The sequence below is a fragment of the Kluyvera chengduensis genome (assembly GCF_044197065.1).
Lineage (GTDB): Bacteria > Pseudomonadota > Gammaproteobacteria > Enterobacterales > Enterobacteriaceae > Kluyvera > Kluyvera ascorbata_C.
Genome location: NZ_JBIQOI010000007.1, coordinates 68,980 through 81,924, shown reverse-complemented (window position 1 = coordinate 81,924; position 12,945 = coordinate 68,980). Strand labels below are relative to the sequence as shown.

Here is a 12,945-nt window from a genome sequence, read left to right as displayed (position 1 = left end):
AGGCCGGGATACTGCGATTACGCGTCCGGGAACTCGCGAATCAGACGTTCCACGTCTTCCACCATATGGTCGTTCCCCACGAAGAACGAACGACGCTGGTGCAGCGTTTCCGGCACGATATCCAGAATACGCTCTTTCCCATCGCTGGCCTTTCCGCCGGCCTGTTCCGCGAGGAACGCCATCGGGTTGCACTCATACAGCAGACGCAGCTTCCCTTCCGGGTGGCTGGCGGTGCTTGGGTACAGGTAGATCCCGCCTTTCAGCAGGTTGCGGTGGAAATCGGCAACCAGAGAACCGATGTAGCGTGAGGTGTACGGGCGCTGCGTGGACTTATCTTCTTCCTGGCAGAACTTAATGTACTTCTTCACCCCGTTCGGGAACTTGATGTAGTTGCCTTCGTTGATGGAGTAGGTGCTGCCGCGCTGCGGGAAGCGCATACGTTCCTGGCACAGGCAGAACACGCCGAGCGACGGGTCGTAGGTAAAGGCATGCACGCCGCAGCCGGTGGTGTACACCAGCATGGTGGAGGAGCCGTAAACCACGTAACCCGCGGCCACCTGACGGTTACCCGGCTGCAGGAAATCTTCTTCGGTGACCGGCGTACCCACTGGGGTCACGCGGCGGTAGATAGAGAAGATAGTACCGACAGAGACGTTAACGTCGATATTAGATGAGCCATCCAGCGGGTCCATCAGGACCACATACTTCGCATGTTCGCAGCCGTCGAATACGACAATTTCGTCTTCTTCTTCGGAGGCGATACCAGCGACGATGTCACGGGCGCGCAGCGCGGCTTTCAGCTTCTCGTTGGCGAACAAATCGAGCTTTTGTTGTACTTCTCCCTGTACGTTTTCTGCGCCGCTGGCACCCAGGATATCGACCAGACCGGCCTTATTGATATCGCGGTGGATGATCTTGGCACCTAACTTTATTGCCGACAACAAAGCAGTGAGCTCACCGGTAGCATGAGAGAACTCGTGCTGCTTTTCGACAATAAATTCACCTAACGTTTTCATAACACTTTCCCTGACAGTGGATGTTGAGTAAAACGACTGCAACAATCTTAACAAAGAATAAAAAAAATACGCACAGGTGAATCGCGCCAGCAAACTACGGAATATCCTGAAATGCATTTCTATGACGGCAAACATATGGGTAAAATGCGAAGCAGATAAAAAAAGGATAGTGACGTATGCGCATTCATATTTTGGGTATTTGTGGCACCTTCATGGGCGGTCTGGCGATGCTGGCCCGTTCGCTGGGTCACGAAGTCACGGGTTCGGATGCCAATGTGTATCCCCCGATGAGCACGCTGCTTGAAAAGCAAGGTATTGATTTAATTCAGGGATATGACGCAAGTCAGCTCGACCCTCAGCCGGACCTGGTGATCATCGGCAACGCGATGACGCGCGGTAATCCGTGTGTAGAAGCGGTGCTGGAGAAGAACATTCCGTACATGTCCGGCCCGCAGTGGCTGCACGACTTCGTGCTTCGCGACCGCTGGGTTGTGGCGGTTGCCGGTACCCACGGTAAAACCACCACCGCCGGTATGGCGACCTGGATCCTCGAAGAGTGCGGCTACAAGCCGGGCTTCGTGATCGGCGGCGTACCGGGTAACTTCGAGGTTTCCGCGCGTCTGGGCGACAGCCCGTTCTTCGTGATTGAAGCCGATGAATACGACTGCGCCTTCTTCGATAAGCGTTCCAAATTCGTGCATTACTGCCCGCGCACGCTGATCCTCAACAACCTTGAGTTCGATCACGCGGACATCTTCGACGATCTGAAAGCAATCCAGAAACAGTTCCACCATCTGGTGCGTATCGTTCCGGGTCAAGGTCGCATCATCCTGCCGGAAAACGACGCGAACCTGAAACAGGTGATGGCGATGGGCTGCTGGAGCGAGCAGGAGCTGGTGGGCGAACAGGGCCACTGGCAGGCGAAAAAGCTCAACACTGACGCCTCCGAGTGGGAAGTGCTGCTCGACGGTGAGAAAGTGGGTGAAGTGAAGTGGGGCCTGGTGGGCGAGCACAACATGCATAACGGTCTGATGGCGATTGCCGCCGCGCGTCATGTGGGTGTGACCCCAGCCGATGCCGCCAACGCGCTGGGCAGCTTTATCAACGCCCGTCGTCGTCTGGAGCTTCGCGGCGAAGCCAACGGCGTTTGCGTTTACGACGACTTCGCGCACCACCCAACGGCTATCCTCGCGACGCTGCAAGCGCTGCGTGGCAAAGTTGGCGGTACCGCGAAAATCATCGCCGTGCTGGAGCCACGTTCGAACACCATGAAAATGGGCGTCTGCAAAGACGACCTGGCGCCGTCTCTGGGCCGCGCGGATGAAGTGTTCCTGCTGCAGCCTCAGCATATTCCGTGGCAGGTCGCGGAAGTGGCGGAAGCCTGCGTGCAGCCTGCGCACTGGAGCGCCGACGTGGATACGCTGGCCGATATGATTGTGAAGAGCGCCGAGCCTGGCGACCATATTCTGGTGATGAGTAACGGCGGCTTCGGCGGCATTCATCAGAAGCTGCTCGACGGGCTGGCGAAGAAAGCGCAGCAGGAATAATTCGCCTGTTTTTGCGCTGAGCGGGTTTCCCCTCACCCTAACCCTCTCCCCACGGGGGAGAGGGGACCGGACGGTTTTCTCCCTCGCCCCTTTGGGGAGAGGGCCGGGGTGAGGGGAGCTCGCTCGATCCAGCCCTTTCCCCGGAACCCAAAAATGCTCACCGCTAAAAAAATCACCTCAACCGACTCCGTCCTATTCCCCCCACTAGACACGCTTTACACCCACGCCTTCCCCTGGCACGAACAGCGCGAACTCCCCGCCAAGCAGCGCGCGCTCAACTCCCCGCACTACGCGCTGGAAGCGTGGTTCGACGGCGAACAGTTTATCGGCATGAGCGGATGCTGGGCGTTCGACGGCTACGTCTACATTGAACATCTGGCGGTCGACAGCAGCCTGCGTTCGCAGGGCTACGGCAAACGCCTGCTGGGGCAAATCCTTGAACGTGCGGCGAAAACCATTCTGGAAATCGACCCGCTGACCACCGAGATAGCCCACAAGCGCCTGCGTTTCTATGAAAGCATGGGATTCTTCGCCAACCCGTGGCCGCACGCGCACCCGACCTATCATCCCGGTATCGCCGATCACGAACTGATCGTGCTGAGCTACCCGCAGCCGATTGACGAGGCGCAGTACCAGCGCTTCAACGATGATTTGTGCCGGATTGTGATGGCATAACGAGGCATCATTGCCGGATGGCGGCGTAAACGCCTTATCCGGCCTACATTCGGTGCCAATTGTAGGCCTGATAAGCGAAGCGCCATCAGGCGGTCACACGCAGATAAAAAAATACCCTCACGAAGAGGGCATTTTCTCAACGCTTAGTCCTGGTTTTCGGACAGCTCGCGCAGATACTGGAAGATCTGGCGGGAAGATTTCGGCGGCTTATTACCGGCTTTTTCTTTCCTGGCGTTACGCACCAGCGAACGCAGTTGCTGACGGTCGGCGTCAGGCCACAGGTTCATCACTTCTTCGATGGCTTCATCGCTACCGTCAACCATACGGTCACGCAGTTGTTCCAGCTTGTGGAAAACAACAACCTGCTGGTTGTGGCGGTTTTTCAGCTTATCCAGCGCCTGGCGGAAAGGTTCTACGTCACGCTGACGCAGCATTTTACCAATCAGCTGCAGCTGGCGGCGGCGGCCTTCCATCTTAATACGCTGCGCCAGTTCAATGGCGGCGCGCAGGTCGGCGTCCAGCGGGATTTTATCCAGCGCGTTCTTACCGAGCTCAACCAGTTCTACCCCAAGCTTCTTCAGCTCTTCGGCATCACGTTTAATTTCACTCTTGCTGACCCAGATAATTTCATCATCTTCGTCTTCGATATCATCACCGGGGACGTCGTCGAGCCAGTCTTCGGGCTGCTTTGTCATTTCAGGCTCCTTAAAAAAGAGGCTAATACTAACAGCTTGAGCGCATACTGAGAAAGGGTTCTCTGTTAGACTTCATTTAACTTTACCTCAGATTATGGCTTAGACGATGAAAGTGATCACACAAGTTGCACAACAACGTATTGCGCTGGAAAAAGCGGTCTCTATGGCGCTGGAACTGGCAGCCAGTCAATCAGACGGCGCGGAAGTGGCGGTCAGCAAGACCACCGGTATCGGCGTAAGCACCCGTTATGGTGAAGTCGAAAACGTCGAATTTAATAGCGACGGGGCGCTGGGGATCACCGTGTATCACCAGAACCGCAAAGGCAGCGCATCGTCCACCGACCTGAGCCCGGATGCGATCGCCCGTACCGTACAGGCGGCGTTAGACATTGCGCGCTACACCTCGCCGGACCCGTGTGCTGGCGTGGCAGACAAAGAGCTGCTGGCCTTTGACGCCCCGGATCTTGACCTGTTCCACCCGGCGGAAGTCTCCCCGGATGAAGCCATCGAAATGGCGGCCCGCGCCGAGCAGGCTTCCCTGAAGGCTGACAAACGCATTACCAACACCGAAGGCGGCAGCTTCAACAGCCATTACGGCATTAAAGTCTTCGGCAACAGCCACGGCATGCTGCAAAGCTACTGCTCTACCCGTCATTCCCTGTCCAGCTGCGTGATTGCCGAAGTGAACGGTGACATGGAGCGTGACTACGCCTATACCATTGGCCGCGCGCTGGGCGATCTGAAATCCCCTGAGTGGGTCGGTGAAGAGTGTGCGCGTCGCACCCTGTCTCGCCTGGAGCCGCGTAAGCTCTCTACCATGAAAGCGCCGGTGATTTTCGCGAATGAAGTGGCGACCGGGCTGTTTGGCCACCTGGTGGGCGCGATTGCCGGTGGTTCGGTGTACCGTAAATCCACCTTCCTGCTGGACTCTCTCGGCAAGCAAATTCTGCCTGAATGGCTGACCATTGAAGAGCATCCGCATCTGCTGAAAGGGCTGGCGTCTACGCCGTTTGACGGCGAAGGCGTGCGCACCGAACGTCGCGACATCATTAAAGACGGCGTGCTGACCCAGTGGCTGCTGACCAACTACTCCGCGCGTAAGCTGGGCCTGAAGAGCACCGGTCACGCGGGCGGCATTCACAACTGGCGTATTGCCGGTCGCGGCCTGAGTTTTGAAAAGTTGCTTAAAGAGATGGGCACGGGTCTTGTCGTGACAGAACTGATGGGGCAGGGTGTTAGCGGCATCACCGGCGATTACTCTCGCGGTGCATCCGGCTTCTGGGTTGAGAACGGCGAAATTCAATATCCGGTGAGTGAAATCACCATCGCTGGCAACCTGAAAGACATGTGGCGCAATATGGTCACCATCGCCGACGATATTGAGACACGCAGTAACATTCAATGTGGTTCCGTACTGCTTCCGGAGATGAAAATCGCCGGACAGTAATCACGTATTGGGCGCATCCTGCTGCGCCCGTTCGCTTAAATAATAAAAAGGAAGTGAGCAATGCGTAAAAAACTGGTTGCGATGCTGGCGGTCTCCGCGCTGGCGCTGGGTTCGGCTTCTGCCTTCGCCGATCTGGGCGAAGATATGGACACTCTGGCGGAAAATCTGCAGGTGGTGCAGAAGACCTCCGATGCGGGTGAGCTGAAAGCGGCGCTGACGAAAATGCGTACCGCGGCGGAAGACGCCAAAAAAGAGACCCCGCCGAAGCTGGAAGGCAAAGCGGCTGACAGCGCAGAAATGAAAGACTATCGTCATGGTATGGATACGCTGATTGGTCAGATTGACGGTGCGCTGAAGCTGGCGAACGAGGGCAAAGTGAAAGAAGCCCAGGCCGCTGCGGAAGATTTCAAAACTACCCGCAACGAGAACCACAAGAAGTTCCGCTAATCCTATCTCCGGAAGGTGTCGCCTGACGCCTTCCGTCTTTCTCCCCCCGAAAACTCCACCGATATCACACTTTTTACCTTCGTTTTACCATTCGCCTTTCCAATGACCTTTCTCCCCAGACGTGACATTCATCACGCGAATATATCGAAATCGTTATTTTCGTGATGAATGTGTGAATCCGATCACTCAAGCCGTCTACCTTTCCACTTCGAAGTGGAAAACAACTCGCTACAAACTCCCATCCCCCGGCGTTAGGTTTATCCCCAGAGACATTAGCGGGGTAACACGAGTGAATAACGGAGCGGTAATACACGACGCAGGGGAGCAGGCGCTACAGACCGAACGGTTGGCCGACAAGATGTTGCAGCAGGTGTTCGCACTGTTACGCCGCCGCGGTATCACCCCTAACGACGTGCAGGAGCAAATGCTGACCTCCCACGTGCGGGCCATGGCCCACCGGTCCATCAGCGGCGAGCCGCTGCCGGAAGTGGATGAAAGCCTGTTTGAAGAAATTTCTGACGATTCAATGATGCTTGCCCGCGAAGTGGTCGCGGATTTTGGCAACCTGCCTGATGAAGAGGCCTGGCTGCTGTCCGTTCACTTCGAAGTAGCAAAAGACAACCTGTAAGGAGCAACAAATGGAACAGATCACCGTAGTAATTGGCGACCGCCTGGGTAAAGGACAAAAAGTTGCCGCTGGCGCGGAAAAAGCCGGTGCTCGTGCAGTTGTGGTACCGGGCGTCGCCGCCGACATGAAGCTGGGCGACATGATGAAGGCTGAGAACGCGACCTTCGGTATCTCCTTCTGCGGCAGCGGCGGTGCGGGTGCTATCACCGCGCAGACCAAATATGGCTACAAAGCGAAATACGGCATGCGTTCGGTGGAAGAGGGCGTTACCGCCATCAACGAAGGCTGCAACGTGCTGGGCTTCGGCTTTATGGACAAAGAAGAGCTGGGTGAACGCCTGGTAGAGGCCTGGAAGAAGAAGTACGGCGCTTGAGTATGAAAGAGCAATTCACCACCACGGTGAGGGTCACGGGCAAAGGCGAGAGCAAAACACGGGCGTTCGCCGATGCCCTGAACCACGTGCAGGCAGCGGTGATGAAAACATCATCGCGCATCTTACTGCGTATTGAGCCACAGGATGTGCAGGTTGTTCATGCGCGCGAAGCGGTACGAAAAGAGGCGTTCTTATTCTTCTTTTTACGCCGTGAACGACGAGCGTACAGCGTGGAGCTGGACGTGACCGTCAACGTGACCGCCATTGATATCGATAAAGTGGATTTCGTCACGCACACCTGATTTTCACCAAAGGGTCAGACTATGTTCCTGATAATTTTAATAAAATCGCTCATTATCGGCGGCCTGGTTGGCGTCGGCGTGGGCGCCGGAGCGGCACGCATGTTTCACGCGCCCACCACGCAGGGGATGGGGGCGTTTCGTACGTTGGGCGAGCTGAACTCCTGTGAAGGCGATCCGGCTTCCCACTTCTCCTTTGGCCTCGGCTTCTTCTTTAACGCTTGGGCTTCTTCCGTCGCAGCAGGTTCCTTCACCCAGGATGTTGACCACCGCATTATCCCGAACTGGGGCGCGGCGGCACTGATGGTGAAAAATCGCAACGTCGGCGAGACGCTGCATGACCCACGCAAAATGGCGATTGCCTGCGGCATTATCGGCATGATTGTGGTGGCCTTCCTTAACCTGACGGCCTCTTCCGTACCGCAGGCGCTGCAGGTGACCGCCGTTAAGGTGCTGGTTCCGGCGGCCAATCTGCTGGTGAACACCGTGATGCCGGTTATCTTCTGGCTGGCGGCGATTGATGCCGGTAAGAAATCAGGCTTCTGGGCCACCATCTTCGGCGGCGCAGCGCAGCTGATTATGGGTAACGCCGTACCGGGCCTGGTGCTGGGTATTCTGATTGGTAAGGGCGTTGAAGAGAGCGGCTGGCATCGCGTCACTAAAGTGATGATGGGCGCTATCGTTGCGCTATTCGTCCTGAGCGCCTTCTTCCGCGGCTTCGACATGAAGATGATTGAATCCTTCCACCTGACCGTACCGAACTGGCTGGATCTGATCCACAGCTCAATCAGCGGCAAATAACGGGAGCCTGACATGGAACAAAATAAAGGTTTTTGGTATGCCGACTGGTCGTTCCCGATCTTCGTTGGCCTGCTCTCCTCCGGCGTGTTCGCCGGGACGCATATGTACTACCTCTACGGCATCGGCGCCTTTAACGAAGTGGCTTTCGTGGCGATGCTGAAAGCCGGGATTGATACCGGGGCTTACGGCGCCGTTGCCGCGTTCGGCGCGAGCTTCCTGTTCGCCCGTATCATCGAAGGTTCGCTGGTGGGGATACTCGACATCGGCGGTGCTATCCAGACCGGGGTTGGCCTGGGGGTTCCAGCGCTGCTGCTGGGGGCGGGCATCATGTTCCCGGTGACCAACTTTATCGCCTCCCTGATTACCGGGCTGGTGATTGGTCTGGCGATTGGCTACATCATCATCCTGGCGCGTAAGTTCACCATCAATCAGAGCGATTCCACCTACGGGGCCGACGTGATGATGGGCGCGGGTAACGCCTCCGGTCGCTTCCTCGGCCCGTTGATTATCCTCAGCGCCATGACCGCTTCGATTCCCATCGGTGTGGGCTCACTGATTGGCGCGCTGATTTTCTATGTCTGGCAGAAGCCGATTACCGGCGGCGCCATTCTGGGTGCGATGCTGCTGGGCTCTATCTTCCCGGTGGCTATTAGTTGATAGCGTTTCGTTGTAGGCCGGATAAGGCGTAGCCGCCATCCGGCAACGCCGCCTGATGGCGCTGCGCTTATCAGGCCTACACGCCCCCATTCCAACAGGAGAGAGATATGTTTGATTTACTCCTGCGCCGTGCGCGCCTCGTCGACGATACCCTGACTGATATCGCCATCAAGGACGGTTCAATCGCGGCGCTGGGCGAGATTAGCGCGCCTGCCCTGAAAACCATCGACCTTGACGGCAAATACTACGCCAGCGCTGGCTGGATTGACTCCCACGTCCACTGCTACCCGAACTCACCGATTTACCACGACGAACCGGACAGCGTCGGTATCGCCACCGGCGTGACCACCGTGATTGATGCTGGCAGTACCGGTGCCGATGATGTGGATGATTTCTACCAGTTGACCCGCAAAGCCGCGACCGAGGTGTATGCGCTGCTCAATATCTCCCGCGTCGGGCTGATTGCCCAGAACGAACTGGCCAATATGGCCAATATCGATGCGGAAGCGGTGAAGCAGGCGGTAGCGCGCCACCCGGATTTTATCGTCGGCCTGAAAGCGCGCATGAGCAGCAGCGTAGTCGGCGAAAACGGCATTACGCCGCTGGAGCGCGGCAAAGCCATCCAGAAAGAAAATGGCGACCTGCCGCTGATGGTGCACATTGGCAACAACCCGCCAAACCTCGATGAAATCGCTGAACTGCTGAGTTCCGGCGACATCATCACCCACTGCTACAACGGTAAACCGAACCGTATTCTGACGCCGGAAGGCGAACTGCGTGGCTCCATCGTGCGCGCCTTAAAGCGCGGCGTGCGTCTCGACGTCGGCCACGGCACCGCCAGCTTCAGCTTTGAAGTGGCCCGCCGGGCGATTGCGATGGGCATTCTGCCGCACACCATCAGCTCCGATATTTACTGCCGTAACCGCATTGACGGCCCGGTACGCTCGCTGGCGCTGGTGATGTCGAAGTTTCTCGCCATCGGCATGTCGCTGCCGCAGGTCATTGACTGCGTCACCGCCCATGCCGCCGACGGCCTGCGCCTGAGCCGTAAAGGGCAACTGGCGGTGGGGTATGACGCCGACCTGACGCTGTTTACCGTTGCCCAGACGCCAACGGTGCTGGTGGATGCGGAAAAAGAGAGCCTTCAGGCTGACAAGATTTTGCTGCCGCTTGCCGCGATTCGTGCGGGCAAGGGCTATCTGACCGAACAAGGGAGTGCGGAAAATGCCTTCGATTTTTGAGAAATATGATTTAAAACAGGTGATTAACACCTCCGGCCGTATGACGATCCTCGGTGTTTCTACGCCGCGCCCGGAAGTGGTGGAAGCCGCGATGGCGGGCATGAACCAGTACTTCGAGATGAAAGATCTGGTGAATAAAACCGGTGCCTACATCGCGAAGCTACTGGACGTAGAAGGGGCGACCGTTGTCTCCTGCGCCTCTGCCGGGATTGCGCAGTCGGTGGCGGCGGTGCTGGTAAAAGACAGCGACTGGCTGCTGGAAAACCTGCACGTCACCCCGATTGAAAACAACGAAATCGTGCTGCCGAAAGGCCACAACGTTAACTTCGGCGCGCCGGTCGGCACCATGGTGGCGCTGGGCGGCGGCAAGCTGGTGGAAGCGGGCTACGCCAACGAATGCTCTGCCGACCAGCTGGCCGCGGCGATTACCCCGCGTACCGCAGCCATTCTGTACATTAAATCCCACCACTGCGTGCAGAAAAGCATGCTCAACGTGGCGCAGGCCGCGGTGGTCGCGCGTAGCCACAATCTGCCGCTGATTGTCGATGCAGCGGCGGAAGAAGATTTACAGGCCTACTACCGCGCGGGTGCGGACCTGGTTATCTACAGCGGCGCGAAGGCCATTGAAGGGCCAACCAGCGGGCTGGTTATCGGTAAAACCCAGTACGTGGAGTGGGTCAAACGTCAGTCGAACGGCATTGGCCGTGCCATGAAGGTGGGTAAAGAGGGCATTCTTGGGCTGACCTGTGCCATTGAACATTACCTGACGGCGACCAAAGAGAGCGGCGAAGAGATGGTGGCGAAAATGACCCCATTCATCAATCAGCTTAATACGCTCAACGGCGTAACCGCCCGCGTGGTGTGGGACAGCGCAGGCCGCGATATTGCGCGCGCCGAGATTAAATTTGATGAAGCCGCGACCGGCGTTCACACCGGTGACCTGGTGGCGGCACTGAAGCAGGGCGAATACGCCATTTACTTCCGCGGCTACAAGGCCAATGAAGGCATTATCGAAGCCGATGTCCGCAGCGTGGATGCGCAGCAGCTGGAGATTGTCTCCCGTCGTATTGCTGAAGTCTTAAACCAGGAGAAAAAAGCATGAAACTGACCCCAAACTTTTACCGTGACCGTGTCTGCCTGAACGTTCTGGCAGGCAGCAAGCAGAACGCCAGCGAGATTTACGCAGCGGCAGAAGGTCATGTGCTGGTGGGCGTGCTCTCCAAAAACTATCCGGACATCGCCAGCGCGGTGGCCGATATGCGCGAATACGCCAAGCTGATTGATAACGCGCTCTCCGTTGGTCTTGGCGCGGGCGACCCGAACCAGTCGGCGATGGTCAGCGAAATCTCCCGTCAGGTGCAGCCGCAGCACGTAAACCAGGTCTTCACGGGTGTAGCCACCAGCCGCGCGCTGCTGGGGCAGAACGAGACCGTGGTCAACGGCCTGGTGTCGCCAACCGGCACCGTCGGCAGGGTCAAAATCTCCACCGGTCCGCTGTCCAGCAATGCGCCGGACGGCATTGTGCCGCTGGAAACGGCGATTGCCCTGCTGAAAGATATGGGCGGTAGCTCGATTAAATACTTCCCGATGGGCGGCCTGAAGCATCGCGATGAGTTTGTCGCGGTGGCGGAAGCCTGCGCGCGCCATGATTTCTGGCTGGAGCCAACCGGCGGCATTGACCTCGATAACTACGGTGAAATCCTGAAAATTGCGCTGGATGCTGGAGTTAGCAAAATTATCCCCCATATCTATAGCTCGATTATTGATAAGGCGAGCGGGAATACGCGTCCGGCAGATGTGCGTCAGTTGCTGGATATGACGAAACAGCTTGTTAAGTAGTGCGATTAACCCCCTCACCCTAACCCTCTCCCCATAGGGGAGAGGGGACCGCCCGGTTTTCTCCCTCGCCCCTATGGGGAGAGGGCCGGGGTGAGGGGAAAACCCCACCGAACCATCAAGGAGTCACCATGCTAACCGCTCGTCACCTGCTTGTTGCTTCACTCTCTCTGCTTGCCGCCAGCGCCGTCGCGCAAACCCAGTATGCCTGGGTGGGTACTTACAACCCTAACGGCGAAGGTCTGTACCGTTTTACCGTCGATGGCCAAACCGGCGAGCTGCGCGATAAAGCGCTCGTCAGTTCGCTGCCGAATGTCGCGCAGCTGACCGTCAGCCAGGATGGCAAAACCCTGTACGCCGCCAGTGAAGCAGAAAAAGGCGTAGTGCAGGCGTGGCGCATTGCCGCGAGCGGCGAGCTTAGCGAGCTGAATCAGGTGGCTTCCGGCGGCGCGGGCCCGGTCTATCTCTCGCTGACGCCAGATGGTCGCCATCTGTTGGTCGCCAACTACGTGAGCGGGTCGATTGCCGTATTACCGGTGAAAGAGGACGGCAGCCTGGGTGAGGCGGTCGATGTGCATCAGGATCAAGGTCCCGCGGGCGCAGCGCGACCGGCTGCGGCGGCTGAAGGCAGCTTTGCCGTCAGCGATCACAACGGCCCGCATGCCCATATGATCTCGGCCGATCCGAGCGGGCAGTTTGTTTTCTCCACCGATCTGGGGCTCGACCGGATCTATCAGTACCGAATGGACAGCGCCAGCGGCAAGCTGACGCCGAACGATCCGCCGTTTATCGCCGCATCGTCCGCCGGGGCGGGGCCGCGGCATTTTGTCTTCACCCCTGCCGGGGATGGACTATGGTTGATCAATGAAGAAGCTTCCACGCTGACCTTTTATCACCTCGATAAACAGAGCGGACTGCTGCGCGAAGGGAAAACGGTCTCTGCCTTGCCGAAAGAGTACAAAGGCACCAGCTTTGCCGCCGGTCTGGTATTAAGCCATGACGGCAAACAGCTGTACGTCGCTAACCGCTTACACAACAGTATCGCCCACTTTACCGTGATGGCCGATGGCAGCCTGAAGCATCAGGATGACATCTGGACACGTGGCGACTATCCGCGAACGTTAACGCTGGATAAGCAGGGGCACTGGCTCTATGTGATGAATCAGCGTAGCGACAATATCACCCGCTTTAGCGTCGCGCCGAAGGACGGAAAACTGACGTTCTCTCCGGACTACACCCCGGTTGGCAGCCCGTCGCAGATGGTGATTTCTGCCCAACCCTAA

At 57.5% G+C, this 12,945-nt stretch carries 15 protein-coding genes and 1 pseudogene; 13 read left to right on the top strand and 3 right to left on the bottom strand.

Translation table 11 applies throughout. From position 1 onward, the window contains the following. Nucleotides 1-17: 17 nt before the first annotated feature. The gene (fbp, locus tag ACH1XZ_RS17130; protein WP_035892743.1) at nt 18-1,016 is read right to left on the bottom strand and encodes a class 1 fructose-bisphosphatase; all 999 of its coding nucleotides are present in this window, start codon (nt 1,014-1,016) and stop codon (nt 18-20) included. A 176-nt stretch (nt 1,017-1,192) separates the two neighbouring features. On the opposite strand from fbp, the gene mpl reads away from it, so the two are divergent. Together mpl and ACH1XZ_RS17120 are read left to right on the top strand one after the other, a co-directional pair. Continuing rightward, a complete protein-coding gene (gene mpl, locus ACH1XZ_RS17125) occupies nt 1,193-2,563 on the top strand; it encodes a UDP-N-acetylmuramate:L-alanyl-gamma-D-glutamyl-meso-diaminopimelate ligase (protein WP_106927557.1) in 1,371 nt (456 codons plus the stop codon). A 153-nt stretch (nt 2,564-2,716) separates the two neighbouring features. Then, on the top strand, nt 2,717-3,238 hold the full coding sequence (locus ACH1XZ_RS17120) for a GNAT family N-acetyltransferase (RefSeq protein WP_395596522.1): 522 nt from the start codon (nt 2,717-2,719) through the stop codon (nt 3,236-3,238). A gap of 12 nt (nt 3,239-3,250) precedes the next feature. On the opposite strand, the pseudogene ACH1XZ_RS17115 reads toward ACH1XZ_RS17120, so the two are convergent. Both ACH1XZ_RS17115 and yjgA read right to left on the bottom strand, forming a co-directional pair. Then, a pseudogene (locus tag ACH1XZ_RS17115) lies at nt 3,251-3,328 on the bottom strand (hypothetical protein); the annotation flags it as partial. 53 nt (nt 3,329-3,381) lie between these two features. Beyond that, nucleotides 3,382-3,933 (bottom strand): ribosome biogenesis factor YjgA, encoded by a 552-nt coding sequence (gene yjgA, locus ACH1XZ_RS17110; protein ID WP_395596521.1) that lies wholly within the window; start codon nt 3,931-3,933, stop codon nt 3,382-3,384. 106 nt (nt 3,934-4,039) lie between these two features. Between yjgA and pmbA the strand changes: the two genes are divergently transcribed. The 11 genes from pmbA to ACH1XZ_RS17055 all read left to right on the top strand — a co-directional run bounded on the left by pmbA (nt 4,040) and on the right by ACH1XZ_RS17055 (nt 12,945). After that, nucleotides 4,040-5,380 (top strand): metalloprotease PmbA, encoded by a 1,341-nt coding sequence (gene pmbA / locus ACH1XZ_RS17105; protein ID WP_395596520.1) that lies wholly within the window; start codon nt 4,040-4,042, stop codon nt 5,378-5,380. Nucleotides 5,381-5,440: 60 nt separating this feature from the next. Beyond that, on the top strand, nt 5,441-5,827 hold the full coding sequence (cybC, locus tag ACH1XZ_RS17100; RefSeq protein ID WP_064546963.1) for a cytochrome b562: 387 nt from the start codon (nt 5,441-5,443) through the stop codon (nt 5,825-5,827). A 289-nt stretch (nt 5,828-6,116) separates the two neighbouring features. Further along, complete coding sequence (locus ACH1XZ_RS17095) at nt 6,117-6,455, top strand: glycine dehydrogenase (RefSeq protein ID WP_395596519.1); 339 nt, start codon at nt 6,117-6,119, stop codon at nt 6,453-6,455. A gap of 10 nt (nt 6,456-6,465) precedes the next feature. Then, nucleotides 6,466-6,828: an SFCGS family glycine-rich protein gene (locus ACH1XZ_RS17090; protein ID WP_004206501.1), complete on the top strand. Its 363-nt coding sequence runs from the start codon at nt 6,466-6,468 to the stop codon at nt 6,826-6,828. Nucleotides 6,829-6,830: 2 nt separating this feature from the next. Continuing rightward, entirely contained in the window at nt 6,831-7,130 is a 300-nt protein-coding gene (locus tag ACH1XZ_RS17085; RefSeq protein ID WP_395596518.1) for a DUF4312 family protein, read from the top strand. A 21-nt stretch (nt 7,131-7,151) separates the two neighbouring features. Further along, nucleotides 7,152-7,928: a DUF4311 domain-containing protein gene (locus ACH1XZ_RS17080; RefSeq protein WP_123651112.1), complete on the top strand. Its 777-nt coding sequence runs from the start codon at nt 7,152-7,154 to the stop codon at nt 7,926-7,928. A 12-nt stretch (nt 7,929-7,940) separates the two neighbouring features. After that, nucleotides 7,941-8,585 carry a DUF4310 family protein gene (locus ACH1XZ_RS17075; RefSeq protein ID WP_035892755.1) on the top strand — a complete coding sequence of 215 codons (645 nt, stop codon included), beginning with the start codon at nt 7,941-7,943 and terminating at the stop codon, nt 8,583-8,585. Between the two features lie 107 nt (nt 8,586-8,692). Then, nucleotides 8,693-9,826, top strand: a complete 1,134-nt coding sequence (locus ACH1XZ_RS17070; RefSeq protein ID WP_395596517.1) for an amidohydrolase/deacetylase family metallohydrolase — start codon at nt 8,693-8,695, stop codon at nt 9,824-9,826. Continuing rightward, a complete protein-coding gene (locus ACH1XZ_RS17065; RefSeq protein ID WP_395596516.1) occupies nt 9,810-10,928 on the top strand; it encodes a DgaE family pyridoxal phosphate-dependent ammonia lyase in 1,119 nt (372 codons plus the stop codon). The genes ACH1XZ_RS17070 and ACH1XZ_RS17065 overlap by 17 nt, the downstream gene beginning before the upstream one ends. After that, nucleotides 10,925-11,665 carry a 2-dehydro-3-deoxy-phosphogluconate aldolase gene (dagF, locus tag ACH1XZ_RS17060; RefSeq protein ID WP_395596515.1) on the top strand — a complete coding sequence of 247 codons (741 nt, stop codon included), beginning with the start codon at nt 10,925-10,927 and terminating at the stop codon, nt 11,663-11,665. The genes ACH1XZ_RS17065 and dagF overlap by 4 nt, the downstream gene beginning before the upstream one ends. A 128-nt stretch (nt 11,666-11,793) precedes the next feature. Then, complete coding sequence (locus ACH1XZ_RS17055; protein ID WP_395596514.1) at nt 11,794-12,945, top strand: lactonase family protein; 1,152 nt, start codon at nt 11,794-11,796, stop codon at nt 12,943-12,945.

Excerpts from the sequence above, each read along its gene's own strand:
- mpl (WP_106927557.1), top strand. The coding sequence starts at position 1,193 with ATGCGCATTCATATTTTGGGTATTTGTGGCACCTTCATGGGCGGTCTG.
- ACH1XZ_RS17070 (WP_395596517.1), top strand. The coding sequence starts at position 8,693 with ATGTTTGATTTACTCCTGCGCCGTGCGCGCCTCGTCGACGATACCCTG.
- ACH1XZ_RS17120 (WP_395596522.1), top strand. The coding sequence starts at position 2,717 with ATGCTCACCGCTAAAAAAATCACCTCAACCGACTCCGTCCTATTCCCC.
- ACH1XZ_RS17080 (WP_123651112.1), top strand. The coding sequence starts at position 7,152 with ATGTTCCTGATAATTTTAATAAAATCGCTCATTATCGGCGGCCTGGTT.
- ACH1XZ_RS17065 (WP_395596516.1), top strand. The coding sequence starts at position 9,810 with ATGCCTTCGATTTTTGAGAAATATGATTTAAAACAGGTGATTAACACC.
- ACH1XZ_RS17055 (WP_395596514.1), top strand. The coding sequence starts at position 11,794 with ATGCTAACCGCTCGTCACCTGCTTGTTGCTTCACTCTCTCTGCTTGCC.
- pmbA (WP_395596520.1), top strand. The coding sequence starts at position 4,040 with ATGAAAGTGATCACACAAGTTGCACAACAACGTATTGCGCTGGAAAAA.
- ACH1XZ_RS17090 (WP_004206501.1), top strand. The coding sequence starts at position 6,466 with ATGGAACAGATCACCGTAGTAATTGGCGACCGCCTGGGTAAAGGACAA.
- yjgA (WP_395596521.1), bottom strand. The coding sequence starts at position 3,933 with ATGACAAAGCAGCCCGAAGACTGGCTCGACGACGTCCCCGGTGATGAT.
- ACH1XZ_RS17085 (WP_395596518.1), top strand. The coding sequence starts at position 6,831 with ATGAAAGAGCAATTCACCACCACGGTGAGGGTCACGGGCAAAGGCGAG.
- fbp (WP_035892743.1), bottom strand. The coding sequence starts at position 1,016 with ATGAAAACGTTAGGTGAATTTATTGTCGAAAAGCAGCACGAGTTCTCT.
- ACH1XZ_RS17075 (WP_035892755.1), top strand. The coding sequence starts at position 7,941 with ATGGAACAAAATAAAGGTTTTTGGTATGCCGACTGGTCGTTCCCGATC.
- dagF (WP_395596515.1), top strand. The coding sequence starts at position 10,925 with ATGAAACTGACCCCAAACTTTTACCGTGACCGTGTCTGCCTGAACGTT.
- cybC (WP_064546963.1), top strand. The coding sequence starts at position 5,441 with ATGCGTAAAAAACTGGTTGCGATGCTGGCGGTCTCCGCGCTGGCGCTG.